General features: G+C 71.3%; 23 protein-coding genes. 14 read left to right on the top strand and 9 right to left on the bottom strand.

Going from position 1 to position 26,309, the window contains the following annotated elements; all coding sequences use genetic code 11:
- Positions 1–684, top strand: a 684-nt coding sequence (locus ACFHYO_RS05010) for an exodeoxyribonuclease VII large subunit (protein ID WP_394318805.1), incomplete at its 5' end; no start/stop codon positions are given.
- 87 nt (positions 685–771) lie between these two features.
- On the opposite strand, the gene ACFHYO_RS05005 is transcribed toward ACFHYO_RS05010, so the two are convergent.
- A complete protein-coding gene (locus ACFHYO_RS05005; protein WP_394318803.1) occupies positions 772–2,829 on the bottom strand; it encodes a glycosyltransferase family 2 protein in 2,058 nt (685 codons plus the stop codon).
- Between the two features lie 84 nt (positions 2,830–2,913).
- The gene (gene carA / locus ACFHYO_RS05000) at positions 2,914–4,062 is read right to left on the bottom strand and encodes a glutamine-hydrolyzing carbamoyl-phosphate synthase small subunit (RefSeq protein ID WP_394318801.1); all 1,149 of its coding nucleotides are present in this window, start codon (positions 4,060–4,062) and stop codon (positions 2,914–2,916) included.
- A 118-nt stretch (positions 4,063–4,180) separates the two neighbouring features.
- Here carA and ACFHYO_RS04995 point away from each other — a divergent pair, with 118 nt between their 5' ends.
- Complete coding sequence (locus ACFHYO_RS04995; RefSeq protein WP_036704844.1) at positions 4,181–4,642, top strand: GatB/YqeY domain-containing protein; 462 nt, start codon at positions 4,181–4,183, stop codon at positions 4,640–4,642.
- Positions 4,643–4,753: 111 nt separating this feature from the next.
- Here ACFHYO_RS04995 and ACFHYO_RS04990 read toward each other — a convergent pair whose 3' ends face one another.
- From ACFHYO_RS04990 to ACFHYO_RS04975, 4 genes are all read right to left on the bottom strand, one after another.
- Positions 4,754–5,341 (bottom strand): (d)CMP kinase, encoded by a 588-nt coding sequence (locus tag ACFHYO_RS04990; protein ID WP_394318799.1) that lies wholly within the window; start codon positions 5,339–5,341, stop codon positions 4,754–4,756.
- Between the two features lie 221 nt (positions 5,342–5,562).
- Complete coding sequence (gene arsB, locus ACFHYO_RS04985; RefSeq protein ID WP_394318813.1) at positions 5,563–6,543, bottom strand: ACR3 family arsenite efflux transporter; 981 nt, start codon at positions 6,541–6,543, stop codon at positions 5,563–5,565.
- A gap of 98 nt (positions 6,544–6,641) precedes the next feature.
- Positions 6,642–7,520 (bottom strand): arsenate reductase/protein-tyrosine-phosphatase family protein, encoded by an 879-nt coding sequence (locus ACFHYO_RS04980; protein WP_394318797.1) that lies wholly within the window; start codon positions 7,518–7,520, stop codon positions 6,642–6,644.
- A 37-nt stretch (positions 7,521–7,557) separates the two neighbouring features.
- A complete protein-coding gene (locus ACFHYO_RS04975) occupies positions 7,558–8,730 on the bottom strand; it encodes an NAD(P)/FAD-dependent oxidoreductase (RefSeq protein ID WP_394318795.1) in 1,173 nt (390 codons plus the stop codon).
- 169 nt (positions 8,731–8,899) lie between these two features.
- On the opposite strand from ACFHYO_RS04975, the gene ACFHYO_RS04970 reads away from it, so the two are divergent.
- The 3 genes from ACFHYO_RS04970 to ACFHYO_RS04960 are packed head-to-tail and all read left to right on the top strand — an operon-like array spanning position 8,900 to position 10,395.
- Positions 8,900–9,274, top strand: coding sequence for an NADH:ubiquinone oxidoreductase subunit NDUFA12 (locus ACFHYO_RS04970; protein ID WP_036705363.1), 375 nt, complete (start codon positions 8,900–8,902; stop codon positions 9,272–9,274).
- Positions 9,275–9,790, top strand: a complete 516-nt coding sequence (gene mlaD / locus ACFHYO_RS04965; protein WP_394318793.1) for an outer membrane lipid asymmetry maintenance protein MlaD — start codon at positions 9,275–9,277, stop codon at positions 9,788–9,790.
- Positions 9,787–10,395, top strand: coding sequence for a DUF2155 domain-containing protein (locus tag ACFHYO_RS04960; RefSeq protein ID WP_394318791.1), 609 nt, complete (start codon positions 9,787–9,789; stop codon positions 10,393–10,395). The genes mlaD and ACFHYO_RS04960 overlap by 4 nt, the downstream gene beginning before the upstream one ends.
- Before the next feature lie 90 nt (positions 10,396–10,485).
- On the opposite strand, the gene aat is transcribed toward ACFHYO_RS04960, so the two are convergent.
- Entirely contained in the window at positions 10,486–11,130 is a 645-nt protein-coding gene (aat, locus tag ACFHYO_RS04955) for a leucyl/phenylalanyl-tRNA--protein transferase (protein ID WP_394318789.1), read from the bottom strand.
- 193 nt (positions 11,131–11,323) lie between these two features.
- On the opposite strand from aat, the gene ACFHYO_RS04950 reads away from it, so the two are divergent.
- Positions 11,324–12,826: a D-alanyl-D-alanine carboxypeptidase gene (locus ACFHYO_RS04950; RefSeq protein ID WP_394318787.1), complete on the top strand. Its 1,503-nt coding sequence runs from the start codon at positions 11,324–11,326 to the stop codon at positions 12,824–12,826.
- Between the two features lie 165 nt (positions 12,827–12,991).
- On the opposite strand, the gene ACFHYO_RS04945 is transcribed toward ACFHYO_RS04950, so the two are convergent.
- Entirely contained in the window at positions 12,992–13,414 is a 423-nt protein-coding gene (locus ACFHYO_RS04945; protein ID WP_036701964.1) for a tellurite resistance TerB family protein, read from the bottom strand.
- 90 nt (positions 13,415–13,504) lie between these two features.
- Between ACFHYO_RS04945 and ACFHYO_RS04940 the strand changes: the two genes are divergently transcribed.
- Positions 13,505–15,088: a lysine--tRNA ligase gene (locus ACFHYO_RS04940; RefSeq protein ID WP_394318785.1), complete on the top strand. Its 1,584-nt coding sequence runs from the start codon at positions 13,505–13,507 to the stop codon at positions 15,086–15,088.
- Positions 15,089–15,252: 164 nt separating this feature from the next.
- Positions 15,253–17,544, top strand: a complete 2,292-nt coding sequence (locus tag ACFHYO_RS04935; RefSeq protein WP_394318783.1) for a glycosyl hydrolase family 28-related protein — start codon at positions 15,253–15,255, stop codon at positions 17,542–17,544.
- A 58-nt stretch (positions 17,545–17,602) separates the two neighbouring features.
- Here the strand turns inward: ACFHYO_RS04935 and ACFHYO_RS04930 are convergent, their stop codons facing one another.
- The gene (locus tag ACFHYO_RS04930) at positions 17,603–18,112 is read right to left on the bottom strand and encodes a HugZ family pyridoxamine 5'-phosphate oxidase (protein WP_394318781.1); all 510 of its coding nucleotides are present in this window, start codon (positions 18,110–18,112) and stop codon (positions 17,603–17,605) included.
- 198 nt (positions 18,113–18,310) lie between these two features.
- On the opposite strand from ACFHYO_RS04930, the gene acs reads away from it, so the two are divergent.
- The 6 genes from acs to ACFHYO_RS04900 all read left to right on the top strand — a co-directional run.
- Complete coding sequence (gene acs / locus ACFHYO_RS04925) at positions 18,311–20,263, top strand: acetate--CoA ligase (protein WP_052174938.1); 1,953 nt, start codon at positions 18,311–18,313, stop codon at positions 20,261–20,263.
- Between the two features lie 372 nt (positions 20,264–20,635).
- Positions 20,636–20,944 (top strand): DUF485 domain-containing protein, encoded by a 309-nt coding sequence (locus tag ACFHYO_RS04920; RefSeq protein WP_036701957.1) that lies wholly within the window; start codon positions 20,636–20,638, stop codon positions 20,942–20,944.
- A gap of 8 nt (positions 20,945–20,952) precedes the next feature.
- Positions 20,953–22,692, top strand: coding sequence for a cation acetate symporter (locus tag ACFHYO_RS04915; RefSeq protein ID WP_036701976.1), 1,740 nt, complete (start codon positions 20,953–20,955; stop codon positions 22,690–22,692).
- A gap of 68 nt (positions 22,693–22,760) precedes the next feature.
- On the top strand, positions 22,761–24,245 hold the full coding sequence (locus ACFHYO_RS04910; RefSeq protein WP_394318778.1) for a DUF294 nucleotidyltransferase-like domain-containing protein: 1,485 nt from the start codon (positions 22,761–22,763) through the stop codon (positions 24,243–24,245).
- Positions 24,246–24,340: 95 nt separating this feature from the next.
- Entirely contained in the window at positions 24,341–24,610 is a 270-nt protein-coding gene (locus tag ACFHYO_RS04905; protein ID WP_394318777.1) for a hypothetical protein, read from the top strand.
- Positions 24,607–26,309 (top strand): SLC5/6 family protein (locus ACFHYO_RS04900; protein WP_512700646.1); only part of this gene is annotated, 1,703 nt, incomplete at its 3' end. The genes ACFHYO_RS04905 and ACFHYO_RS04900, both read left to right, overlap by 4 nt.

The raw sequence follows: 26,309 nt of genomic DNA, 5'->3' as shown, positions 1-26,309 counted from the left end.
CGCCTCGCCCCCGCGCTGGCGCGGCGGACCGAGGTGCCGGCGCGGCGCCTCGTCGAGCTGAGCGCACGCCTGCCCCGCGCCCTGGCCCGCCGGCAGGATGATCCGCAGCGGCGGCTGGCCGCCCTGGCACAGCGCCTGACCGCCGCCCGGACGCGGATGCAGGCCGACGCCCGCCGCAAGGTCGCCGCGGACCGCACGGGCTACACGGCGCTCGAGCGGCGGCTGACGGGTCTCGGAGCGGCGCTCATCGCCGAGCGGCGAGCCGCGCTCGCGCGTCTCGACCGGCTGCGCCAGACGCTGGGCCATACCGAGACGCTGCGGCGCGGTTTCGTCATCGTGCACGGGCCCCAAGGGCTCGTCGTGTCGGCCGACGCGGCGGTCCGCACCGCCGCGCTGACGCTCGAGTTCCACGATGGCGCCTTGCCCGTCACGCCGAGCGGTCCGGTGCGGCCGGGATCGGGCGGCGGTCCGGCAGCGGGTGAGGGTGACGGCGCGCCGAACGATGGAACCACGACCAACACAAGGTCAGGCGCTCCAGCCGAACCGCTCGTCACCGATCCTGCCCCGCAGCCCCCGTCTGAGCCTCAAACCGAGACAGCTGCGAAGCAACCGCCCCGCCCTCGGGCGCGGCGCCGCCCGAAGGACGAGGATCCGGACAGCGACCCGCAGGGCTCGTTCTTCTGACGCAGAGGCTCAGGGAAACTTCTGTCACTGGGGCTCAGGCAACCGGACCAAACGGGTAGCCCGCCGCCGCCAACACGTCGCAAGCCCCTAGCCGATGCTCCCGTGCACAGGGACGGCCACCGGCGCGCCGGCCGCTGCGGCGCATCCGCCACCCTCGGCTGCCACCGGGATCAGCGCGCTTTCGGGCACCGCAGCATCTGCCGACGCCATCACGTCAGCGCTGTGATCGAACACCCCGTGGGTGGTCTTGTCCCAGTAGAAGGGCTTCACCACGATCTCATACGCGGCCTTCCACGCCGCGAGGCAGGCGAGCGGGAAATAGGCGTAGAGGCTCGGCGCCCAGAGCATGAGGCCGGGATGGGTGCGGCGCACCGACCAGGCGGCGACGACCGCGTTCAGCGCCTCCGAGACGAGGAAGAGCCCAATCACCGCCGTGCCGAGCCAGCCGCCGGCCATCGGCGACAGCGGGTGGCCGAACCCGAGGGTGAGCAGCCAGAAGCTCCACAGCACGGGGGCGAGCAGGAACTGCTGGACGGTGGCGAACATCTGCAGGTGAAAGCCCAACATCCGCATCGGCCCGATCTCACGCCACAGCCGGCGGGGCGCCCGCATGTGCACCCCCCAGGTCATCGCGAATCCCTTGAGCCAGCGCGAGCGCTGCTTGACCCACGGCACGGCGCGGCAGTTCGCCTCTTCGTGGGTTGTGGTGGCGACGATCTCGGTCCGGTAGCCGAGCCGGGCCAGGCGCACGCCCAGATCGGCGTCCTCGGTGACGTTCCAGCCGTCCCAGCCGCCAGCGTGGTCGAGCGCTGTGCGGCGGATGAAGAAGGTGGTCCCGCCCAGCGGCACCACCAGCCCCATCCGCGCCATTCCCGGCAGCACGCCGCGGAACCATGACGAATATTCCAGCGTGAAGCACCTGGCGAGCCAGTTGGTGCGCGGGTTGTAGAAGTCGAGCGCGCCTTGCACGCAGGCGACCTCGGGGGCGGCGAAGTGCAGGTGCCGGGCCACGCGATGCAGCTGGTCGGGCTCGGGCCGGTCCTCGGCGTCCCAGACCCCGATGATGCTGCCGCGGCAGAAGTTCAGCGCATAGTTCAGCGCCCGCGGCTTGGTGCGGATCGGGCCGTCGGGCACGGTGACCACCCGCATCCAGGCTGGAAGCCGCACGCCCGACAGCGCGGCGCGGGTGACGTGGTCGGTCTCTTCCACGACCAGCAGGATGTCGGTCAGCTCGCGCGGATAGCTGAGCCGCGACAGCCGCGCCACGAGCCGGTCGGCGATGTCGGCCTCGCGGAACATCGGCACCATGACCGAGATGACGGGCAGCCGCGCCTCCATCTCGGCATCCGGGCGTGGTGGTGCCGCGGCCTCGCCGCGCAGCGTGGCGCGGAACGCGAGCGCCTTGAGGATCGTGGTCGCGCCCAGCGTCAGGATGGCGAGGCCGCTGACCACCACCAGCACCGCCGTCGGCGCCAGCCACAGCCCGGCCGCGAGGCCGGCCATCAGGGCGAGCAGCAGCGCCCCCAGCCGCGCCTCGTTGCGGGTCCGGCAGCTCAGTTCGGGTGCGACGCAGCACTCGGCCTCGCGGATCAGCGCGGTGCGGCGCAGCGACACCAGCGCCTGCGTGGCCTCGGACTCGGCGCAAAGCAGCATCCGGACGGGGCCGAACCGCGCCTCGAGCCGCGGCCGGTGCGCCGCGAACGCCTCGGGGCGGGCGGTCGCGACGAAAGTCACCCCGCCGGTGCGGCGCCACGGCACCACCGCCTGCGACAGGCACCACTCGGGCCCCGCCTGGTCGATCAGCCTTGCGTCGGGCGGCAGCGCCACGAGGTCGATCACCGTCGTCCGCCACTGGCGCGAGAGCGCCCGGGCGAGCGCCACATCGGTGACCCAGCCATGCGCCAGCAGCACCTCGCCCAGCCGCGCCGATTCGCGGCGCTGCATGACCAGCGCCTTGAGCAGGTTGCCGGGCTCGACCGCGCCGTCGTCGATGAGGATCTGCCCGAGCGCTCGCGGATCGCGGCCGTCCGGCACGGGGGCAGGGCGGTCGCCGGCGCGGGCGGCGCGCGGGCGGAACGGAACGACCCCCGGCGCCGGGGCCTCGTCCGGGACGGGGACGGGGCGGCGAATCGGTGTGACGTTCATCGGGCACCTCGCGCGGCGGTTGCCCGATCTAGATGGCGCGAAAGACTTAAGCCGTGGTTAACGCCCGCGGCGCGTCGCGGCTCATCAGCGGCGGCGCGCGGCCATCGCCTCGGCGAACCGCTCGAACAGATAGGCGCTGTCCTGCGGGCCGGGGCTTGCCTCGGGGTGATACTGCACCGAGAATACCGGCCGATCCGCCACCCGCAGCCCGCAGTTCGAGCCGTCGAAGAGGCTCACGTGGGTCTCGATCACGCCCTCGGGCAGGGTCTGGGCGTCCACCGCAAAGCCATGATTCATCGAGGTGATCTCGACCTTGCCGGTCTCGACATCGCGCACCGGGTGGTTCGCGCCATGGTGGCCGTGGCCCATCTTGACCGTCTTCGCGCCGAGCGCGAGCGCCAGCATCTGGTGGCCGAGGCAGATGCCGAAGATCGGCAGGTCGCGGTCCAGCAGGTCCTGGATCATCGGCACGGCGTATTCGCCCGTGGCCGCCGGATCGCCGGGGCCGTTCGAGAGGAACACCCCCTCGGGGTCATGGGCGAGGATCTCGTCCGCCGTGGCGGTCGCGGGCAGGACCGTGACCTCGGCGCCGCTGCCGGCCAGCGAGCGCAGGATGTTGCGCTTGGCGCCATAGTCGACGGCGACGACCCGGAACGGCCGCTGATCCTCGATCGGGGCAAAGCCCTGACCCCACTGCCACAGCCCCTCGTCCCAGCGGTAGGACTGCGCGCACGAGACCTCGCGCGCGAGGTCCATGCCGACGAGCCCCGGCCAGGCGCGGGCCCGCGCCACCAGCGCCGCGATGTCGAAGTTCCCCGCCGGGTCATGCGCCAGCACCACGTGCGGCGCGCCCTGCTGGCGGATCGCGCGGGTCAGCCGGCGGGTGTCGACGCCGCCGATACCGATCCGGCCGCGCCGCGCCATCCAGTCGGCGAGGTCGCTCGTCGCGCGCCAGTTCGAGGGCTCGGTCGGGTCCCACTTGACGACGATGCCGGACGCGACGGGGTCGGGGGCCTCGTCATCCTCGGGGGTGATGCCGGTGTTGCCGATGTGGGGGAAGGTGAAGGTGACGACCTGGGCGGCATAGGAGGGATCGGTCATGATCTCCTGATACCCCGTCATCGCGGTGTTGAAGACTAGCTCGGCCACGACCTCGCCGGTAGCGCCGAAGCCCTGGCCGTAGAAGATCGTCCCGTCGGCGAGCGCCAGACACGCGGTCGGTTTCTGTCCCATCGTCACCCTCTGGAAAATCGGACGACTGCTAGGGGAAGCGGGGGCCGGGGTCAAGCCGGGTTGACCCCGCGGCGGCGATCGGGACAAGGGAGGGTGAGGCCGGAAAAGCGAGGAAAACATGGAAATTCGGACGCGGATTCAAGAGGCGACGAAGGATGCGATGCGCAGCCGCGACCAGCTGCGGCTGTCCACGCTGCGGCTGATCGGGGCCGCGCTGAAGGACCGCGAGATCGCGGTCCGGGGCGAGCCGGGGCAGACCGGGCTGGACGAGGCGGACGTGGTCGCGCTGCTCTCGAAGATGGTCAAGCAGCGCCAGGAATCGGCCCGCGCCTATGAGGAGGGCGGGCGGCTGGAACTCGCCGAGCGCGAGACGCAAGAGATTGCCGTCATTCAGGAATTCCTGCCGCGGCAGCTCGATCAGGCCGAGGTTGCGGCGGCCATCGACGCGGTGATCGCCGACCTCGGCGCGACCGGGGTGCGCGACATGGGGCGGGTCATGGCGAGCCTGCGTGAGCGGCACGCCGGGCAGATGGACTTTGCCGCCGCGGGGGCGGTGGTGAAGTCCCGGCTGATGGGTTGAGGGCCGCCACCCCCGGTCACGGTTCGTGCATCGTTCATGCGATGTTCATGCAAAGTTCATGCGAACGCCGTGCATCAACCGTATGAACGATCCGGCCCGACCGGGAAGCGCTCAGGCGCCGAGCCGCGACGTCACGAGGGCGACGGCGGCGGCGACGGCCTCGTCGATCGTCATCCGTGTGGTGTCGAGCACCACGGCGTCCGGGGCGGCGCGCATCGGCGCGGTGTGGCGGGCGGCGTCGCGGGCGTCGCGGTCGCGAATCTGGGCCAGCATCTCGGCGGGGTCGGCGCCCAGCTCGGCGGCGCGGCGCGCGGCGCGGGTGGCGTCGTCGGCCACGACATAGAGCTTCACCGCCGCATCGGGGCAGATCACCGTCCCGATGTCGCGCCCGTCGAGCACCGCGCCGGGCTCGACCCGCGCGAAGCGGCGCTGGAAGTCGGTGAGCGCGGCGCGCACCTCGGGGAGGGCGGCGACACGGCTCGCGGCGAGCCCGGCCTCGGCCGAGCGGAGGTCGGGGCGGGCCAGGTCCTCGGGGGTGAGGCTTTGGGCCGCCGCGACGGGATCGCCGCCGCGGGCGCCGACGGCGCGGTAGAGCAGGCCCGTGTCGAGATGGGCAAAGCCGAAGCGCTCGGCCAGGGCCCGTGCGAGGGTGCCTTTGCCGGAGGCCGCGGGGCCGTCTATGGCGATGGTGAAGGGCATGGCGCTCCGCTGGTTTTGGGGCGGTGATGCCACGCGGTGCGTCGTGATGGAAGCCCGGCGGCGTGCCGGGCCGCGAGCGCGCGGGGGTGGGTCCGTGCGGGGAGAGGCTGCGCGGGGACGGGCCGTGCGGGGCCGGTGCCTCTCGGGAAAGGCTGCCAGACCTGTCAGGGCGTGGGCAGGCGCAGGGGCGTCCCCGGCGCGGCGCGCAGGCAGGACGCGGGCTAGGCCCGGCCCGGCTCGGCGGGAAAGGCGGCGCGGGTGCGGTTCGCGAAGGCGACGAGGGTCAGCATCACGGGCACCTCGACCAGCACCCCCACCACCGTGGCGAGCGCGGCACCCGAGTTCAGGCCGAAGATGCTGATCGCCACGGCGACGGCGAGTTCGAAGAAGTTCGAGGTGCCGATCAGCGCGCAGGGGGCGGCGATGCGGAACGGCACGCGGGCCAGCCACGCGGCCGCGTAGCCCACGGCGAAGATGCCGTAGCTTTGCAGCAGGATCGGGACGGCGATCATGGCGATCACCAGCGGGCGCTCGACCAGCACGCGGCCCTGCAGGGCGAAGAGGATCACCACCGTGGCGATCAGCCCGATCACCGACCACGGCTTGATGCGCCCGACGAACGACGCGACGCGCTCGGGCGTGCCGAGGCGGCGGCGCGTCAGAACCCCGGCAACAAGCGGCAGCACGATGAACAGCACCGTGGACATCACCAGCACCGACCACGGCACGTCGATCTCGGTCACGCCGAGCAGCAGCGCGACGATGGGCGCGAACAGCACCACCATCACGAGGTCGTTCACCGACACCTGCACCAACGTATAGGCGGGGTCGCCGCGGACGAGCTGGCTCCACACGAAGACCATCGCGGTGCAGGGGGCCGCGCCCAGCAAAACCAGCCCGGCGACGTATTGCTGCGCGTCCGCAGGTGAAATCCAGGGCGCGAACACATGGTCGAAGAAGACGACGGCAAGGAACGCCATGGTGAAGGGCTTGATCGCCCAGTTGACGGCCAGCGTGATGACCAGCCCGCGCGGCTGGCGGAAGGCGCCGCGGATGGCGCTGAGGTCCACGGCGATCATCATCGGGTAGACCATGACCCAGATCAGCGCGGCCACCACGAGGTTGATGCCCGCGACCTCGGCCGCGGCGATGGCACGCACGATCCCCGGCGCGGCGGTGCCGAGTGCGATGCCTGCCAGCATGGCCAGCGCGATCCAGACGGTCAGATAGCGCTCGAACCCCCCGAGCGGGGCGGGCGCGAGCGGGGCGGTGGCGCGGGCGGGTGCGGCGGGCAGGGTGCTCACGCGGTCACCGCGGGGCTGGGCGCGTCGGCGGTGCCGATGGCGTCGAGCTGGCGCTTGAGCGCCAGCCGGTTGAGAGACGCGATGGGCAGGTTGACGAAGGCGCCGAGCCGGTTGGCGAGCGCGCCGTAGGTCTGCGCGAAGGCGAGCGCCCGCTCGGCCTCGGACCCCGCCGCCGCGGCGGGATCGGGCAGGCCCCAATGCGCCGTCATCGGCTGGCCCGGCCAGATCGGGCAGGGCTCGGCCGCCGCGCTGTCGCAGACGGTGAAGACGAAATCCATCTGCGGCGCGTCCTCGGTGGCGAACTCGTCCCAGCTTTTCGACCGCACCGCCGACAGGTCATGGCCGTGTCGGGCGAGCAGATCGAGGGTCATCGGGTGCGGCGCGCCCGTGGGTTGCGAGCCGGCTGAGTAGGCGCGGAAGCGGTCCGCGCCGAGCTGTGTCAGGATCGCCTCGGCGATCAGCGACCGGGCCGAGTTGCCGGTGCAGAGAAAGAGGACGTTCCAGCGTTTGTCGGTCATGGTGTCGGTCATGGTGTCACTCACGGGATTGGGGTGGAGGATGCGGTCGAGGACCGGGGCGCAGGCGGCAACGTCCCCGCCGCAGCAATCCTCGAGCAGATAGGCGACGAGGCCGCGCAATCCGGCCATGTCCGCGAAGTAGCGGATCGAGCGCCCCTGCCGCTCGGAGCCGATCAGCCCGACGCGGCTGAGCGCGGCGAGATAGGCCGAGAGGGTGTTGTTGCGGGCGTCGAGCCGGGCGGCGATGTCGCCGGCCGGAAGCCCCTGCGGCCCGGCCTGCACGAGCAGGCGAAGCACCGCCAGTCGGGCCGGGTGGCCGAGGGCGGCGAATCGTTCGGCGGGGTCGATCTTTTCCATAATTCGTGAATACTCGAATTATGGATCCGGTCAACCCTCACACAATCGCCGCCTCCGCAAATGGCTGCCCGTCCAGCACCCGCTGCACCCCCAGCTCCGACAGGTCCAGCGTGACCCAGTCGCCGTGGACGATCTGTTCGGCCACGCCGCGCCCCACCGCGGGGGCCTGTTGCAGCCCGTGCCCGGAAAACCCGTTGGCGTGAAAGAGGTTCGGGGCCTGCGGGTTCCGGCCCAGAATCGCATTCTGGTCCAGCGTGTTGAAGGCGTAATGCCCGGCCCATTCGCGCACCACCTTGGCAGCCTCGAAGCCGGCGCAGCGTTGGTAGAGCAGGGGCCAGACGTGGTCCTCCCACAGCTCGGACTGCGGCACGAAATCGGCGGGATCGCAGGGGCCGTCGGTGGCGGGGACGGTGGCGGCGAGCCACTGGCCGTGCTCGGGGCGCATCCAGATGCCCGAGGGGTCGACGATCAGCGGCGCCTCGGGGTGGCGGGCGGCGGGGGCGTCGACGACGAAGATGGTGCGCTTGCGCGGCTCGACCGGCAGGTTCAGGCCCACGGTGCGCAGCATCTCGGCGCAGCGGGGGCCGGCGCAGTTCACGAAGATGTCGGCGGGGCGGCGGCCGCCTTGCGCGAGGATCGCGGCGGTGATGCGGTCGCCGTCCCGCTCCAGCGCCGCGACGCGGTCGGTCAGCCAGCGCGCGCCGGCGGCGCGGGCGGCGTTCTTCATGCCCGACAGCAGGCCCATGTTGTCGAAGAACCCCTCGTCGCGGGGGCCGAAGCTGCCGGCCGACACGCCGTCGGTCTCCAGCCACGGAAACCGGGCGCGCAGGGCGGCGGGGTCCAGCACCTCGGTCGCGGCACCAAGCGAGCGCTGCATGGCGGCGAGGTTTTCCAGCTGCAGGGCGCCGGTTTCGGTCCCGGCCAGGAAGAGATAGCCGTTCTCGCGCAGGCCCAGGTCGGGGACGCCGCCGGCGGGGCCGGTGTGGCGGGCGAAGTCGCGGATGAACTCGATCCCGAAGCGCGAGATCTCGACGTTCACCGGGTTGGTGAACTGCGACCGGATGCCGGCCGCCGAGAGCGCGGTCGAGGCGGTGGCATAGCCCGGGTCGGGCTCGATGACGGTGACGCTGAGGCCGGGGTCGAGCCGGGTGAGCCAGAAGGCCACTGAGGCGCCCATGACGGCGCCGCCGGCGATCAGAACCTCGGTCATGGCAGCCTCTCCCCCCAGCCTGTGCGGGGCCAACAGACCCGGCGCGCGGGCGGGGGGCAAGGGGGGGCGGCGCCCGGCCGTCACTCTGCCGTCAGGACGCGACAGGATGCTGGACCCCGGCGCGGGGATCGGCGATACGGGGGGCGGATTTTCGAGAGAGGGCGCCGCAATGTGGATCGTCGATCGGCTGCTGACCTGGTGGAACGGCCAGACGCTGGGCACGCAGCTCTGGACCGCGCGGCACGGGCTGCGCGTCGGCGAGGATGCGCAGGGCAACGTCTATTACCAGACCCAGGGCGGCAAGCGGCGCTGGGTGATCTACAACGGCGAAGCCGAGGCGAGCCGGGTGCCGCCCGAGTGGCACGGCTGGCTGCATTTCACCTTCGACCAGCCGCCGACCGAGGCGCCGCTGCCCCGCAAGGCGTGGGAGCAGCCGCACCGCGCCAACCAGACCGGGCTGCCCGGGGCGTATCGCCCGGCGGGGTCGCTGGTGCGCGCCGAGCCCGCGCAGCGGCGCGACTATGACGCCTGGCAGCCGGAATAGATGAGCGCGGCAGCCGAACGCGCCGAGACGCTCGTCGGCGCCGCGGTGCTCGCGGTGGCGGCGGGGTTCGTGATCTGGTCGACCGGGGGCCTCGGCGGGACCGGCGGCGGCAGCTATCCGCTGCGGGCGGCGTTTCCCAACGTGGACGGGGTCGAGCGGGGCACCGAGGTGCGTCTGGCCGGCGTGCGCGTGGGGCGCGTTGCGGCGGTGACGCTGAACCCCGAGACCTACTATGCCGAGGCCGAGCTGCGGGTGCCCGAGACGATCGCGCTGCCCACCGACAGCGCGGCGCTGATCCAGTCGGACGGGCTGCTCGGCGGCTCCTACATCGAGCTGCGCCCCGGCGGGGCCGAGGAGATGCTGAAGCCCGGCGACGAGATCGAGGACGTGCAGGGCGCGGTCAGCCTGCTCGCGCTGATGATGAAGTTCGTGGATTCGCAGTCAGGCTCGGGTGAGGGCGACGCAGCGGGCGGTGCCCGGCCGGGTGCGACGCCGATCGGCGGGGTTCAGCCGTGAGGACGGCGCTGATCCTCGGCGCGGCGGCCCTGGCCGCCGGCCCGGCGCTGGCGCAATCGCGCGCGAGCACCGACATCGCCCCCGGCACCCGCGCCGAGAGCGTGGCCCCGGTCATCGAGGGCAAGGTCGCGCGCGGGCAGGGGGCGCTGCTCAGGGGGCTCGACAAGGTGTCGGGGCAGAGCACCGACCTGCCGCTGAACGTGGGCGAGGCGGTGAAGTTCGGCCGGCTCGAGGTGCGGCTCGGCGAGTGCCGCTATCCCGAGGCGGACCCCGAATCGGACGCCTTTGCCCAGCTCACGGTCACTGACACGACCAGCCGCAAGGCGCTGTTCACGGGGTGGATGATCGCCTCGTCCCCGGCGCTCTCGGCGCTGGACGATGCGCGCTATGACGTCTGGGTGGTGAGCTGCAACGACGGCACGGGGCTGGCGCGGCCCGAGCTGACCTATGTGCCCGACACCGCCGTGCCCGAGGGCGGCGAGGGCGCCGGGCCGGACGGCGAAGGCGCGCCGCCGATCGAGGGGACGGGCGGCGAGGGCGAGGGCGGCGAAGGTGAGGGCGGCGAGGGCGAGACGCCCCCGCCCGCGGACGGCGCCGGGGGCTGAGGGGCGGGCGTTTCTTTCTCTTCACCCCGCGCCGCTTCGGGATCCAGCTTTCTCTGCCGCGCGGAGGGCGGGTTCGACGGGGCGCTCAGTTCACCCCTCACCGCTCAGGGACGCTGCAAGTTCGTCTGCCGGGCGCGGGCGCAGTGCGCGGAAATCGGCCGGCAACTCGAGGGCCGCGGCCAGACGGGCGCGGTAGGCGCTGCGGGACAGCTCGACTGCGCCCATGCTCGCCAGATGCGGGGTCAGGTACTGCGTGTCGCAGAGCTGGTAGCCGCAGCGCTCGAGGTGGTCCGAGAGCCAGAGCAGCGCCATCTTTGAGCCGTCTGTCTTGGCCGAGAACATGCTTTCGCCAAAGAACGCCGCCCCGAGAGTCACCCCGAACAGCCCGCCTGCGAGCTGCCCGTCGCAGTGAACGGCGAGTGCATGGGCGTGACCCATCTGATGCAGCTGGTTGTAGAGCGCATGCAGCGCGGCGTTGATCCAGGTCTCGTCACGGTCGGCGCAGCGGTCAACAATGGCTTCGAACTCGGCGGTCACCTCGGCCCGCCAGTCGTGACGCCTGAGGCTGCGCCGAAGCGAGCGCGAGGCGTGCACTCCGCCCACCGGCAGCACCCCGCGCCGCGGCGGGTCGTACCACGAGAGCCGCGGATCATCCGCAGACTGCGCCATCGGAAAGATGCCGTGGGCATATCCGGCGAGCAGCTGGCGAGGTGAGAGGCCGGTCAGATCGTGCATGGCGCCGACCCTAGCCGATCCTTGCGCGCGGGGAAGGGGGTGCGGAGAGGCCGGTCCAGCCTGCTGCGCGTCCGGGCGGCTGTCCGCCTGAGCGAGAGAATGTCATGGCCGCTCAAGTCGGTCGGCGCGTTTCCCCCGCCGCCGCTTTCCGCTATCCCCGGCCGCACCCGACCCGCAGGCCACGAGGACCGCCATGCCCCATCCGTCGATCTCGCGGCGCGCCGTTCTGGCCGCCGGGCTGGTGCCGTTCGTCGCCGCGGGGCTGGGCGGGCCTGCGATGGCCGAGGCGCTGGTGCCCGTCGCGCGGCGGCCCAGGCCCCGCCCCGCGCCTGGGCCCAAGGCGCTGCTGGCGCAGGCGCGGGCGGCCGCGGCGCGGCTCGGCGCGCTGGCCGTCGATCTGGGGACCGGGGCGCAGGTGCTGGCCCATGATCCGCAGCTGGCGCTGCCGCCGGCCTCGACGCTCAAGACCGTGACGGCGCTCTATGCGCTCGACCGGCTGGGCGAGGGGCACCGCTTCGCCACCCGCATCCTGCGGGCGGGCGACACGCTGATCCTCGCGGGCGGGGGCGACCCGGAACTCGACAGCGACGCGCTGGCCACGCTGGCGGCCGACACGGCGCGGGCCGTGGGCGACTGGCGCCCGGCCCGCTTCGCGGTGTGGGAGGGGGCGCTGCCGCGGCTGGCCGAGATCGCGCCGGGGCAGGCGGCGCAGCTCGCCTATAACCCCGCCGTCTCAGGGATCATTCTCAACTTCAACCGCGTGCACCTCGGCTGGCGGTGCGAGAGCGCCTGCACCCTCTCGCTCACCGCGCGCGCCGCGCGCGCAGCGCCGCGCGCCTACGGCATCACCGCCGCGACCCGGCCCGGCGGCGGCGCGTGGCGGGTCGCGGCCGAAGACGGCACCCCGGCCGAGCGGTGGGAGGTGCCGCGCACCGCACTCGGCGCCTCGGGCAGCCGCTGGCTGCCGGTGCGGCGGCCGGGGCTTTACGCGGGCGACGTGTTCCAGACGCTGGCCCGCGCCGCCGGCCTGCCGCTGCCCGCGCCCGAGATGCTGGGCGCGCTGCCGGCGGATGCGGCCGAGATCGCCCGCCGCGACAGCCGCCCGCTGGCGGCGATCCTGCGCGGGATGCTCGAGTTCTCGACCAACCTCACCGCCGAGGTGGTGGGGCTGGCGGCGAGCGGCGCGCCGGACCTCAGGGCTTCGGCCCAAGCGATGGGCGACTGGGCGATGCGTGCGCTGCCGGAGGCGATGGCGGACGCGGGCGGGATAGTGTTCGAGGATCACTCGGGCCTCGGCGCCGGCAGCCGGATCAGCCCCGCGGCGCTGGTGGCGCTGCTCGCCCGGCCCGACAGCGCCGCGCGGCTGCGCCCGCTTCTCAACCGCGATCCGCTGGCCGAGGCGCTGGGGCGCGAGGGGGGCGGCGACGGGGCGCCCGGGCGCCCGCTGGTCGAGGCCAAGACCGGGACGCTGAACTTCGTCTCGAACCTCGCCGGCTACGCGCGGGGGCCGGACGGGGCCGAGCGCGCCTTTGCGGTGATGGTCGCGGACCTGCCCCGCCGCGCCGCGACCGAGGGGCAGGAACTGCCCGATGGCGTGCTCGGCTGGACCGCGCGCGCCAAGCGGCTGCAACGTGACGTCGTGGCCGCGGCGTGCGCCGGGGCCGAGCCGGCGGGGCCGCTGCCGCCCGAGATCTGACGCGGGGTGCGCCCGGGCGTTCGCATGAACTGTGCATGAACATCGCCCGAACGATGCAGGAACGGTGCATCGTCTGTGCATCAGGGTTTTTCGTTATTGGTCAACGGGTCGCGGGCGGTTCCTCACCCGTTGTCGAACGTTGCGCGCCGCCCTCGCGCAACGCCCTTAGAGCCGCCGATGGCGCGCCTTCGCCGCCAGCTCGATCGCCGCGGCGTGGAGCCGGTCGAGCTCGAGCACCTCGCGGATCTCGCCCAGCATCCGCAGCTCGTCCTCGGTCAGCCGCCCGTCCGCCGAGGCCACGTCGCAGGCCAGCACATAGGCGGTCTCGAACAGCCGTCCCGGCAGCGCCGAGCCGATCAGCCCGAACAGCGCGTCAAGCCCGTCCTCTTCCTCGAAAAGCGTGATAACCGTCTGGGAAACCGCGCGAATCCGGTCGATATCGTAGTCCGCGAAGACTGGGGTGTGGTTCACGATCCGCTCGATCGCCACGAGTTCCGCGGTGCGCAGGTTCTGGTCCGAGGCCGACACCGCCACCATCACCGCAACGAGCGCGTCGCAGGGCGAGAACGAGGGCAGGTCGGTGGTCATGGGCTTCCTCTCGGATGCAAGCGGGGCTGGACAGATTGACGCGGGCCGACCCCGCGGCTACGGCAGGGGCCGACGAGACGGAGACGGACGATGACCACCCTGCGCGATGCGGCGATGAATTCCAAGGCCTGGCCTTTCGAAGAGGCCCGCCGGGTGCTGAAACGCTATGAAAAGCGCGATCCCGAAAAGGGTTACGTGCTGTTCGAGACGGGCTATGGCCCCTCGGGCCTGCCCCATATCGGCACCTTCGGCGAGGTCGCGCGGACCACAATGATCCGCCGCGCCTTCGAGATGATCTCGGATATCCCCACGCGGCTGTTCTGTTTTTCCGACGACATGGACGGGATGCGCAAGGTCCCCGACAACGTCCCGCAGACCGAGATGCTGCGCGAGCATCTGCAGAAGCCGCTGACCTCGGTGCCCGATCCGTTCGGCGAATATCCGAGCTTCGGCGACCACAACAACGCCATGCTGCGGCGGTTCCTCGACACCTTCGGCTTCGCCTACGAGTTCATCAGCGCCACGGACTTCTATAAATCCGGGCAGTTCGACCCGACCCTGCGGCTCGCGGCCGAGCGCTATGACGCGATCATGGAGATCATGTTGGCGTCGCTGCGCGAAGAACGGCAGCAGACCTATTCCTGCTTCCTGCCGATCCACCCCGAGACGGGGCGCGTCCTCTACGTCCCGATCAAGCACGTCGATGCGGCGCGTGGCGAGATTACCTTCGACGACGAGACCGGGCGCGAGTGGACCCTGCCGGTCATCGGCGGTCAGGTGAAGCTGCAGTGGAAGCCGGACTTCGGCGCCCGCTGGGCCGCGCTCGACGTCGATTTCGAGATGTACGGCAAGGACCACTCGACCAACACGCCGATCTATGACGGCATCTGCGAGGTGCTGGGGGGCCGTGCGCCCGAGCATTTCACCTATGAGCTGTTCCTCGACGACAAGGGCCAGAAGATCAGCAAATCCAAGGGCAACGGGCTGTCGATCGACGAGTGGCTGACCTATGCGGCCACCGAGAGCCTGTCCTACTTCATGTACCAGAAGCCCAAGACCGCGAAGCGGATGCACTTCGACGTCATCCCCAAGGCGGTGGACGAATACCACCAGCAGCTGCGTGCCTATCCGGGGCAGACGCCCGAGCAGCAGCTCGCCAATCCGGTGTGGCACATCCACGGCGGCGAGGTGCCCGCCTCGGACATGGTGGTGCCGTTCGGGATGCTTCTGAACCTCGCCTCGGTGGCGGGGGCCAAGGACAAGGACGGGCTCTGGGGCTTCATCCGCCGCTACGCGCCCGAGGCCTCGCCCGAGACCAACCCGCAGATGGACGAGGCGGCGGGCTTTGCAGTCCGCTATTTCAACGACTTCGTGGCGCCGGCGCGGGTGTTCCGGGCGCCGGACGCGCGCGAGGCGGGGGCGCTGGCCGACCTCGCCCAGCGGCTGGCGGCGTGGGACGCCCCCGCCGACGCGGAGAAGCTGCAGGAGATGGTCTATGCCGTCGGCCGCGACCACGGGTTCGAGCCGATGAAGGACTGGTTCGCGGCGCTCTATCAGGTGCTGCTCGGCGCCGATCAGGGGCCGCGCTTCGGCGGGTTCATCGCCCTCTACGGCGTGGCCGAGACGCAGGCGCTGATCGCGCGGGCGCTGGCGGGCGAGCTGACCGCGGGCTGACTCGCGGGCTTTTCTGAACTGACGGGCGGGGGCCGATTTCGCCCCTGCCGTTGCGCGGGACGGTGTTGCGGCGGGCGGCGGGTTAACCGCGCGTCAACCGCGGCCCGGCAGGGTCCGGCCTGATCGCGGGGCGCTTTCGTCCTCGCCACGTCAGGAGGACGCCCATGAACATCGCCGTCACCGCCGGACTACAACTGATGCCGCCGGGCTTCTCGGCCGGGCTCTACAACTGGTCGCGCGCCAATGGCGTGGCGAACGACCTCACCTGGTCGGGGGCCACGAACGCGGCCATCGTGCCGGCGGATCAGGACTTCGGGCCCTGCCTCGAGATCCAGAAGCTCGAGACCGTCACCCGCATCCGCTATATGGGCGAGACGCCGATCATCCCCGGCACGTTCCTCCGCGTCTCGGCGCGGGTCAAGGGCATCGCCGGGAACCTGCCGCAGGTGCGGGTCGCGGGCTGGCCGGGGACGGCGCAGCGGGTGGTCGTCTCGGGCGTCCCGCAATCGAGCGACGCGGTGAGCCTGCCCGGCTACGGGCGTGTGGTCGAGGTCTCGGCCATCATCGCCACGGCGACCCGGCAGGGCGTGGACATGAGCTGGGGGCCGACGGCGACCATCGGCCATCTCGGGCTGGACCTGATCGGGCCGAACGGCGGCGCGGTGCGGATCGAGAACCTGCGGATCGAGGATGTCACCGCCGAGTTCGTGCCGGCGATGATCGACTGGGTGGACGTGCGCGATTATGGCGCGGTGGGCGACGGGGTGGCCGACGACCGCGCGGCCTTCCTGCGCGCTGATGCGGCGGCGGCGGGGGGCCAGGTGCTGGTCCCGGCCGGCACCTACCGCATCAACGGCGACCTGACGATGAACGAGCCGGTGCGCTTCGTCGGCACGCTGCGGATGCCGCGGACGGCGCGGCTGTCGCTCAGGCGCAACTTCGATTTCCCGAGCTATGCCGACGCCTTCGGCGACGAGACCGAGGGCATGAAGAAGGCGCTGCAGGCGCTGCTGGACTATTGCGACCACAACATCCTCGACCTCTGCGGGCGCAAGGTGGACCTGACCGAGCCGCTGGTGATCGGCGACCTCGCCCCCGGGGTCACGGCGTTCTCGAGCCGCCGCGTGGTGGCGAACGGGCAGATCGCCATCGTTCCCGGCCCGGCGTGGAACAGCCGCACGGTGACGGCGGCCGCGACCTATGACCCGAACGACGGCTACAGGCTGAAGAACGTGGGCCAGCTGTCGGCGATCGAGGTCGGATCGCGGGTGACCGGCCCCGGCGTCGGGCGCGAGGTCTACGTCACCGCCCGCAACCTGTCGGACGGGACGATCACGCTGTCGAACCCTCTGTTCGGCGGGGCGGGGACGCGCAACTACACCTTCATCCGGCGGCGCTATGCGTTCGATTTCTCGACCATCCCGCAGGTGGACCGCTTCTACTTCATGAACGTCGAGTTCGGGCTCGAGGGGAACGCCAACGGGGTGATGCTGCCGCCCTCGGGGGGGCTCTGGTCGTTCCGCGACTGCTTCTTCACCCGGCCGCAGGACCGCTGCATCACCTCGATCGGCGAGGCGTGCCAGGGGATGCTGATCGACCGCTGCGAGTTCATGTCCGACGACCTCGACCTGCCGGCCGGCAACCGCACCAGCATCGCGCTGAACATCAACGCCAACGACACCAAGATCCGCGACAACCGCTTCGTCCGCTTCGGGCATTTCTGCGTGGCCTCGGGGACAGGGCACCTGATCACCGGCAACCACTGGTTCCAGGGCGACGGCTCGACCGGGGTGCGGGTCGCGGGGCTGGTGCTCACGGGCCGGGTCGCGCAGGTGACGGTGACCGGCAACTACATCGACAACGCCAGCATCGAGTGGACCAACGAGCACCACCCGACCCCGAACGCGCTGACCCCGCAGGCGTCCTTCGGCGGGCTGACGATCACCGGCAACACGTTCCTGTGCTCGAACACCGTCTCGAACTTCTCGTGGATCGTGATCAAGCCCTACGGCTCCGGGCACACGCTGTCGGGGCTGACGGTGATGGGCAACGTGTTCAAGTCGCTTTACGCCAACATCGACCGGGTCGAGCGGGTGGACACGAGCGACGCGAACCTGCGGATGGACAAGATGCAGGGGGTGCGGTTCGAGGGGAACACCTTCTACGGCATCCGCACCCCGACGACGAACCCGCTTTACGTCACCCACACCCAGCACACCGCGGCGAGCCGCTGGCTCGTGGGGACGGACGCGGCGCTGCCCTTCAACGGGCAGTCGCTCAAGGTCGAGGCGGTGGTGCCCGAGGGCACGATCACCGACGCGTCGGGGGGGCGCAACAACGACCTGCCCTCGGTGCAGCTCGCGCAAGGGTCGGGGCGGAACCAGGTGGCGCTGGACTTCTCGGCGCCGGTCAAGGGCACGGTGAGCCTGCGGGTGCGGATGGACACGCCCGAATAGGGCCCTAGGTCCAACCCTGACACGGGGCGTCCGCGGAGCGATCCGCGGGCGCCCTTTCTCAGTCCGCGGTGGGCGCGGCGAGGTCGGCGGCGGTGAGCCGGAAGGCCGCGCCGAAGCCCGCGTTGAGTAGGCCGGCGCGGGGCGTGAACCGCCAGAAGCGGAAGTCGGGCAGGCCGAGATAGACCGCCGCCTTGGGGTCGCGGGCGCGCCAGAGGGTGCGCAGCGCGGCCTCGTCGGCGGGGGGCACCAGCGCCGCCTCGACCTGCAGCGAGAGGCGCGGGCGGGTGAGGGCGCTGCCCTTGGCCGGCGCGTCGTCGGTCAGCAGCAGCGCCGCGCGGGGGTCGCGGGACAACGCCGCGCTGTGCAGCGCCAGCCCCGAGAGCAGCGCGAGCGGCGTGCCTGCCGCATCGGTCTGCAGCGCGATCCGCGACGTCATCGGCCAGCCCTCCGCGTCGAGCACGGCCAGCACCGCATCGCGGGCGGACCCGAGCAGCGCCCGGGCCGCGGCGCGCGCCTCGGCGTCCGCCGCGCGGTGCGGATCGGGGCGGGGTGCGGGCCCCTCGGTCACCGCCGCACCGGGGTCGGCTGAGGTTTACAGGTCACGCAGAGGCCCCCGAACTGTTTGCAATATTTGCATATGACAAGCTTCCGGCGATCTTCTACGGTCAGCCCAGCCGGTCCCGCAACTCTGCGTGAACGGCGCCCGCGGGAGGAGCGCGCGGGTCGGACTCGCGACGACGCGTTACGGAAGTCACTGGGAGGATTCATGTCTGACGCCATTGCCAAGCACCCCATCCCCGAGGGCTTTACCAAGGCCCATGTCACGCCCGAGGACTACAGGGCGCGCTATGCCGAGTCGATCAGCGACCCGGACGGTTTCTGGGGCCGCGAGGGCAAGCGGCTGGACTGGATCGAGCCCTACACCAAGGTCAAGAACACCGATTTCACGCTGGGCAACGTCTCGATCAAGTGGTTCGAGGACGGGGTGCTCAACGCCTGCGTGAACTGCGTGGACCGGCACCTGCCGCAGCGTGCCCGGCAGACCGCGATCATCTTCGAGCCGGACGACCCGGCCCAGCCCGCGCAGCACATCACCTATGCCGAGCTGTCGGAGAAGGTGCAGCGGATGGCCAACGTCCTGCTGAGCCAGGGCGTGATGCGCGGCGACCGGGTGGTGATCTACCTGCCGATGATCCCCGAGGCGGCCTATGCGATGTTGGCCTGCGCCCGGATCGGCGCCATCCATTCCATCGTCTTCGCCGGCTTCTCGCCCGACGCGCTGGCCAACCGCATCAACGACTGCGGCGCCAAGCTGGTGATCACCGCCGACACCGCCCCGCGCGGTGGCCGGCGCACCGCGCTCAAGTCCAACACCGATGCGGCGCTGCTGCATTGCTCGGACCGGGTGCGCTGCCTCGTCGTCAAGCACACCGGCGACCAGACCACCTGGGTCGACGGCCGCGACGTCGACGTGAAATACCTGATGGAGCACGCGAGCCCCGAGTGCCCGCCGCGCCCGATGGGGGCCGAGGACCCGCTGTTCATCCTCTACACCTCCGGCTCGACCGGGCGGCCGAAGGGGGTGGTGCACACCACCGGGGGCTACCTGACCTATGCGTCGATGACGCATCAGTACACCTTCGACTATCAGGACGGCGACGTGTTCTGGTGCACCGCCGACGTGGGCTGGGTCACCGGCCACAGCTACATCGTCTACGGCCCGCTCTCGAACGGGGCGACCACGCTGATGTTCGAGGGGGTGCCGACCTACCCCGACGCCGGCCGCTTCTGGGAGGTCTGCGCCAAGCACAAGGTCACCCAGTTCTACACCGCGCCGACCGCGATCCGCAGCCTCATGGGCCAGGGGCCCGAGTGGGTCGAGAAGCACGACCTGTCGAGCCTGCGCATCCTCGGCTCGGTCGGCGAGCCGATCAACCCCGAGGCGTGGGTCTGGTACGACAAGCACGTCGGCAAGGGCCGCTGCCCGATCGTCGACACCTTCTGGCAGACCGAGACCGGCGGCCACATGATCACCTCGATCCCCTATGCGATCGAGACGAAGCCGGGGGCGGCGACGCTGCCCTTCTTCGGGGTCAAGCCGGCGGTGCTGGACGCCGCCTCCGGCGCGCTGATCGAGGGCAACGGGGTCGAGGGGGTGCTGGCCATCGCCGACAGCTGGCCGGGCCAGATGCGCACCCTCTGGGGCGACCACCAGCGCTTCGAAGAAGCGTATTTCCAGCAGTATCCGGGCTACTACTTCACCGGCGACGGCTGCCGCCGGGACGAGGACGGGTATTACTGGATCACCGGCCGGGTCGATGACGTGATCAACGTCTCGGGCCACCGGATGGGCACGGCCGAGGTGGAATCGGCGCTCGTCGCCCACCCCAAGGTCGCCGAGGCAGCGGTCGTGGGCTATCCGCACGACCTCAAGGGGCAGGGCATCTACGCCTATGTCACGCTGATGAACGGGATCGAGCCGTCGTCCGAGCTGCGCAAGGAGCTGGAGGGGTGGGTCCGCACCGAGATCGGGCCGATCGCCAAGCCGGACCTGATCCAGTGGGCGCCCGGGCTGCCGAAGACCCGCTCGGGCAAGATCATGCGCCGCATCCTGCGCAAGATCGCAGAGAACGACTATGGCGCACTGGGCGACACCTCGACGCTGGCCGATCCGTCGGTCGTGGACGAGCTGATCGAGAACCGGATGAATCGCGCCTGAGGGGATGGGGCGGCGGGTCCGGGCGGCACGCGCCGCTTGCCCGCCGCCTTCGAGGACCCGGCCGCGGCGCGGCGGCGTGACCCGCCGACCGCCCCGACCGGGAGAGAGGACGGGCCGGAGGAGGGCCGCACGGCGCCCCGACGCGGGGGGCAGCCACGGGACGACGCCAGACGCGGCGGAGGGGCGGACCTGCGGGGCAGGGACGGCCCGCCGCAGGTGCCCGGCCACCGTCCCGTGACCTGCCCGAGGCAGAGGGGCCACGCGCCACAGCCGCACTTGCGGGGCGCACGGACGGCACCGAGGACGGACCGAAGGGACTGCCAAACCAACCGGCCGCACGAGCTGGAAACTCCCGGAGGAGGGACAACGACAATGCAGGATACGATGCTCGAACGCATCGCGTCCGACCCGAACTACCAGAAGCTGCGTTCTCGGCGGCTGAGTTTCGGTTGGACGCTGACCATCGCCATGCTGGTGGTCTATTACGGGTTCATCGCCATCATCGCCTTCGACAAGGCGCTGCTTGCCAAGCGGATCGGCAGCGGGGTCACGACCTGGGGCATCCCGGTCGGGTTCGGCGTCATCCTGTTCACCATCGTGATCACGGCCATCTACGTCATGCGCGCCAACAGCGAATATGACGAGCTGGCCGAGCGCGTGCGCCGCGAGGCCCTGAAATGAAGTTTCCGATGACCACGGGCCGGTTTCTCGGCCTTTCCGCGCTGCTCGTCGCGCCCTCGGCGGTAATGGCCGCAGGCGCGCTCGAGGGCGAGGTCGTCCAGCAGGCGACCAACTGGACCGCGATCACCATGTTCGGGGTGTTCGTCGTTCTGACGCTGTTCATCACCAAATGGGCCGCCGGCCGCACCAAGTCGGCCGCCGACTTCTACACCGCCGGCGGCGGCATCTCGGGCTTCCAGAACGGCCTTGCCATCGCCGGGGACTACATGTCCGCGGCCTCGTTCCTCGGCATCTCGGCCGCGGTGATGGCCAACGGCTTCGACGGGCTGATCTACTCGATCGGCTTCCTCGTCGGCTGGCCGATCCTGACCTTCCTCATGGCCGAGAAGCTGCGCAACCTCGGCAAATTCACCTTCGCCGACGTGGCCTCGTTCCGCTTCGAGCAGACGCCGGTGCGGCTGTTCGCGGCGATCTCGACCCTCGTCGTCGTGGCGTTCTACCTGATCGCGCAGATGGTCGGCGCGGGGCAGCTCATCAAGCTGCTGTTCGGGCTGGAATACTGGATGGCGGTGATCATCGTCGGCGCGCTGATGATGGTCTACGTGCTCTTCGGCGGCATGACCGCGACCACCTGGGTGCAGATCATCAAGGCCTGCCTGCTGCTCGGCGGGGCCTCGTTCATGGCCTTCATGGTCATGCAGCACTTCGGCTTCAGCTTCGAGCGGCTGTTCGCCGAGTCGGTGCGGATCAAGACCGATCTCGCCGCGACCACGCCGGTCCCCGACAAGCCCCTGCCCACGCCCGAGGAGGCCGCCGCGGCCGGTCAGGCGATCATGGGCCCGGGCACCTTCGTCAAGGACCCGATCTCGGCGATCAGCTTCGGCATGGCGCTGATGTTCGGGACCGCCGGCCTGCCGCACATCCTGATGCGCTTCTTCACCGTCCCCTCGGCCAAGGAAGCCCGGAAGTCGGTGATGTGGGCGACGATCTGGATCGGCTACTTCTACCTGCTGACCTTCATCATCGGCTTCGGCGCCATCGCCTTCGTGCTGACCAACCCCAGCTTCATCGAGATCAAGGACGGCGTCCGCGGGCTCATCGGCGGCAACAACATGGCGGCCGTGCATCTGGCGAACGCGGTCGGCGGCAACGTCTTCCTGGGCTTCATCTCGGCGGTGGCGTTTGCGACCATCCTCGCGGTGGTGGCGGGTCTGACGCTGTCGGGCGCCTCGGCGGTGTCGCATGACATCTACTCGAGCGTCGTGAAGAAGGGCCATGCCGACAGCGCTGCCGAACTGCGTGTCTCGCGCATCACCACCATCTGCCTCGGCATCGTGGCGGTGATCCTCGGGATCGCGTTCGAGAAGCAGAACATCGCCTTCATGGTGTCGCTCGCCTTCGCCATCGCGGCGTCCGCGAACTTCCCGGTGCTGTTCCTGTCGATCCTTTGGAAGGGCATGACCACCCGCGGCGCCGTCATCGGCGGCTTCATGGGGCTGATCTCGTCGGTGGCGCTGACCGTCGTCTCGCCCTCGGTGTGGGAAGCGACGCTGGGCAATCCCAAGGGCTCGGCGCTGTTCCCCTATACCTCGCCCGCGCTCTTCTCGATGACGCTCGCGTTCCTCGGGATCTGGTTCTTCTCGGTCACCGACAAGAGCCGCCGCGCCGCGATCGACAAGGCCGGCTACCTGGCGCAGGAGGTCCGGTCCGAGACCGGGATCGGCGCCTCGACGGCCTCGTCGCATTGAGCACGCCGCGCGCCCCTTCGGCGCCGGAGACGGCGGCGGCCGGACCCTCGGGTCCGGCCGCTTCCACCTTGGCTGGCGCGGGCGGCGCGCCGGACCAGCCCGGCCTCACCGCCGCCGGTAGCGACCACGGGCGGCGCGAGACGCTGTCGCTCATGGCCTCGCGCGTGGGCGAGGCGTATCTGCGCCAGCCCCTGATCGTGCCGGGCGACACCGACGTGCTGTCGCTCTGCCAGCAGATGGCCGCCCAGGACGCGAGCGAGGCGCTGGTGCGCGACGGCGACCGGCTGGGCGTCTTTACCACCACCAACCTGCGCGACGTGGTGCTGATGGACCGCGCGCCCGCCAGCCTGCGCGTGGCCGAGGTCGCGAGCTTCCCGACCGTCGAGGTCGCCATCGACGACGACCTATTCACCGCGATGATCCTGATGCTGCGCCACCGCGTCCACCGCGTCGTGGTGCGCGGGACGGACGGCGGCATCGCGGGGGTGCTGAGCCAGCTCGACCTGATGAGCTTCGTCGCCAACCACTCGCATCTGATTGCCATGCAGGCCGCCGACGCCACCGACGTCGCGGCGCTGCGCCGGGCCGCCGACCAGATCGAGCCGCTGATCCGGGTGCTCGCCTCAGACGGCGTCCGGGTCGAGGTCATCGCCGGGCTGGTGGGCGAGCTGAACCGCGCCGTCTTCCGCCGGCTGTGGGAACTCGTCGCGCCCGAGACGCTGCGCGCCCGGTCCTGCCTGATCGTCATGGGCAGCGAGGGGCGGGGCGAGCAGATCATCCGCACCGATCAGGACAACGGCCTGATCCTCGCCGACGACGCCGACCCGGCCGAGGCCGCGGCGGCGACCGAGGCCTTCACCGCCGCCCTCGTCAGCTTCGGCTATCCGCCCTGTCCGGGCGGGATCATGGCCAGCCAGCCGCTCTGGCGGCAGACCGTCACCGGCTTCCGCCAGACCTTCGGGCGCTGGATCTATGACGAGCCGACCGAGGGGATGGGCGAGGGGCCGATGAACCTCGCCATCTTCATGGACGCGCTGGCGGTCGCGGGCGACGCGCGGCTGCTGGAGGAGGCCAAGGCGGCGCTGGTGGCGCTGATGACGGACTCGGACGCCTATCTGGCGCGCTTCGCGGCCGCCGTGAACAGCTTCTCCGAGGACCGCAGCTGGTGGTCGCGGCTGCCAGGCGTGCGCGGCCGGGCCAGCGCCGAGATCGACCTCAAAAAGCTGGGCCTGTTCCCGATCGTGCAGGGCGTGCGGGCGCTCTCGCTGAAATACCGCGTGCCGGCGCTGGCCACGACCGAGCGTCTCGCGGCGCTGGTCGCGGCCGGACGGGTGCCCGAGGGGATGGCGCGCGACCTGACCGACGCGCTACATTTCCTCATGGGTGCCAAGCTCGACACCAACCTGCGCCAGATCGCGGCCGGACGCCCGCCGGGCAACCTCGTCAGTCTCGACGAGCTCGGCACGCTCGACCGGCAGGCGCTGAAGGATTCGCTCGCCATCGTGCGCGGCTTCCGCGACTGGGTGAGCCAGCAGTTCCGGCTGCCGGGATGAGGCGCGGCGGGACGGGGACGGCGGGCGGACGGTCCGCGGGCGGAAGAACTGGCGGCGGACGATCCGGGGGCGGCGGGCCGGACAGCGCGCGGCTGGTGGCGCTCGCGGCGCTGGCCGTGGTGGCGCTGAACTTTCCGCTGCTGCTGGTCTGGGATCGCCCGGCGAGCGTGCTGGGCCTGCCGCTGCTGGGAGTGGCGGTCTTCGCGATCTGGGCCGGGCTGATCGCGGCGCTGGTCTGGGTGACCGAGCGGGCGCCATCGCCGCCACGCGCTCGAACCGGCGTCACGGATGCCTCCACGATGCCCGAGGCGCCCGCCCCGGCCGCGCCCGACACCCCGACCAACCCGCCCGAGGCCCGCCGATGATCTCCGGTAGCCTCGTCCTCGCCGTCTCGCTCGGCTATCTCGCGCTGCTGTTTGCGGTCGCGGCGCTGGCCGACCGGCGGGCGGCGGCGGGGCGGTCGGTGATCGCCAGCCCCTGGATCTATGCGCTCTCGTGGGGCGTCTACTGCACCGCCTGGACCTATTTCGGCAGCGTCGGGCGGGCCGCGGCGGGGGGGATCTGGTTCCTGCCGATCTACCTCGGCCCGACCGTCGCGATGCTGTTGGCGTGGATCGTGCTGCGCAAGATGGTGCGGATCGCGCAGAGCTACCGCATCACCTCGATCGCCGACTTCATCGCCAGCCGCTACGGCAAGAGCCCCGGCCTCGCCGCCGCCGTCACGCTGATCACCGTGGTCGGCATCGTCCCCTACATCGCGCTGCAGGTGAAGGGCGTCTCGGCCGCCTACCAGCTTCTGCTGGGCGAGCATCGGGTCGCCGGCGGCTGGTGGCAGGACGGGACGCTGTGGGTGACGCTGGCGCTGGCGTTCTTCACCATCCTCTTCGGCACCCGCCACCTCGACCTCTCCGAGCGGCACGAGGGGATGGTCGCGGCCATCGCGCTCGAGTCGCTGGTCAAGCTGGGCGCGTTCCTGGCCGTCGGCATCTACGTCACGTGGGGGCTGTTCGACGGCCCCGCCGACATCTGGGCACGGGCGAGCGCGGTGCCGGACCTGGCCCGGCTGATGCGCCTCGGCGGCGGCGAGGGGTTTGCCTATCCGCAGTGGTTCGCCATGAGCCTGCTCGCCATGCTCTCGGTGCTGCTGCTGCCGCGGCAGTTCCAGATGATGGTGGTCGAGTGCGGCGACGAGCGCATGATCCCCCGCGCGGCCTGGGTGTTCGCGGCCTATCTCTTCGCCATCAACCTGTTCGTGCTGCCGCTCGCCATCGGCGGGATGCTGATCCTCGGCCCCGGCGCGGATGCCGAGACCTTCGTGATTGCGCTGCCGCTGTCGCAGGGCGCGGTGGGGCTGGCGCTGCTTGCGGGCCTCGGGGGTATGTCGGCCGCGACGGGGATGCTGATCGTCGAGACGGTCGCCGTCTCGACCATGGTCTGCAACGACCTGGTGATGCCCGCGCTGCTCAGGGCCGGCCTTGTCGGGGGGCGCGCGGGCGGCGACGTGACGCGGCTGCTGCTCGCCATCCGGCGGGTGTCGATCGTCGGGCTGCTGCTGCTCGGCTACGTCTATTTCCGCGTCGCGGGCGATGTCTATGCGCTGGTCTCGATCGGGCTCATCAGCTTCGCCGCGGTGGCGCAGTTCGCGCCGGCGCTGTTCGGGGGCATGTGGTGGAAGGGCGGCACCGCGCGGGGGGCGATGGCGGGGCTCCTCGCCGGGTTCGCGGTCTGGGGCTATACGCTGATGCTGCCCGCGATCGCCAAGTCGGGCTGGCTGCCGGACGGTTTTCTCGACCGCGGGCCGCTGGGCGTGGCGGCGCTCAGGCCCGAGGCGCTGTTCGGGCTGACGGGCCTCGACAACATCACCCACGCGCTCTTCTGGTCGATGCTGGTCAACGTCGGGCTTTACGTCGCCGTGTCGCTCGCCCGCCCGCCCGGCGCGCGCGAGGCCGCGCAGGCGGTGCTGTTCGTCGACGTCTATGACCGCGACGAGGGGGCCGCGCGGCCGGTGTTCTGGCGCGGCCGGGCGCGGGTCGCCGACCTCGACGCGCTGGCGCGGCGGCTGCT

Source organism: Paracoccus panacisoli, assembly GCF_042435015.1.
GTDB lineage: Bacteria > Pseudomonadota > Alphaproteobacteria > Rhodobacterales > Rhodobacteraceae > Paracoccus > Paracoccus panacisoli.
Note: the sequence above shows the minus strand (reverse complement) of the source record. Positions and strands in the feature narration are given on the sequence as shown.

Coding starts and splice junctions, on each gene's coding strand:
- ACFHYO_RS05005 (WP_394318803.1), bottom strand. CDS start 2,829: ATGAACGTCACACCGATTCGCCGCCCCGTCCCCGTCCCGGACGAGGCC.
- carA (WP_394318801.1), bottom strand. CDS start 4,062: ATGGGACAGAAACCGACCGCGTGTCTGGCGCTCGCCGACGGGACGATC.
- ACFHYO_RS04995 (WP_036704844.1), top strand. CDS start 4,181: ATGGAAATTCGGACGCGGATTCAAGAGGCGACGAAGGATGCGATGCGC.
- ACFHYO_RS04990 (WP_394318799.1), bottom strand. CDS start 5,341: ATGCCCTTCACCATCGCCATAGACGGCCCCGCGGCCTCCGGCAAAGGC.
- arsB (WP_394318813.1), bottom strand. CDS start 6,543: ATGCTGGCAGGCATCGCACTCGGCACCGCCGCGCCGGGGATCGTGCGT.
- ACFHYO_RS04980 (WP_394318797.1), bottom strand. CDS start 7,520: ATGGAAAAGATCGACCCCGCCGAACGATTCGCCGCCCTCGGCCACCCG.
- ACFHYO_RS04975 (WP_394318795.1), bottom strand. CDS start 8,730: ATGACCGAGGTTCTGATCGCCGGCGGCGCCGTCATGGGCGCCTCAGTG.
- ACFHYO_RS04970 (WP_036705363.1), top strand. CDS start 8,900: ATGTGGATCGTCGATCGGCTGCTGACCTGGTGGAACGGCCAGACGCTG.
- mlaD (WP_394318793.1), top strand. CDS start 9,275: ATGAGCGCGGCAGCCGAACGCGCCGAGACGCTCGTCGGCGCCGCGGTG.
- aat (WP_394318789.1), bottom strand. CDS start 11,130: ATGCACGATCTGACCGGCCTCTCACCTCGCCAGCTGCTCGCCGGATAT.
- ACFHYO_RS04950 (WP_394318787.1), top strand. CDS start 11,324: ATGCCCCATCCGTCGATCTCGCGGCGCGCCGTTCTGGCCGCCGGGCTG.
- ACFHYO_RS04945 (WP_036701964.1), bottom strand. CDS start 13,414: ATGACCACCGACCTGCCCTCGTTCTCGCCCTGCGACGCGCTCGTTGCG.
- ACFHYO_RS04940 (WP_394318785.1), top strand. CDS start 13,505: ATGACCACCCTGCGCGATGCGGCGATGAATTCCAAGGCCTGGCCTTTC.
- ACFHYO_RS04935 (WP_394318783.1), top strand. CDS start 15,253: ATGAACATCGCCGTCACCGCCGGACTACAACTGATGCCGCCGGGCTTC.
- acs (WP_052174938.1), top strand. CDS start 18,311: ATGTCTGACGCCATTGCCAAGCACCCCATCCCCGAGGGCTTTACCAAG.
- ACFHYO_RS04920 (WP_036701957.1), top strand. CDS start 20,636: ATGCAGGATACGATGCTCGAACGCATCGCGTCCGACCCGAACTACCAG.
- ACFHYO_RS04915 (WP_036701976.1), top strand. CDS start 20,953: ATGACCACGGGCCGGTTTCTCGGCCTTTCCGCGCTGCTCGTCGCGCCC.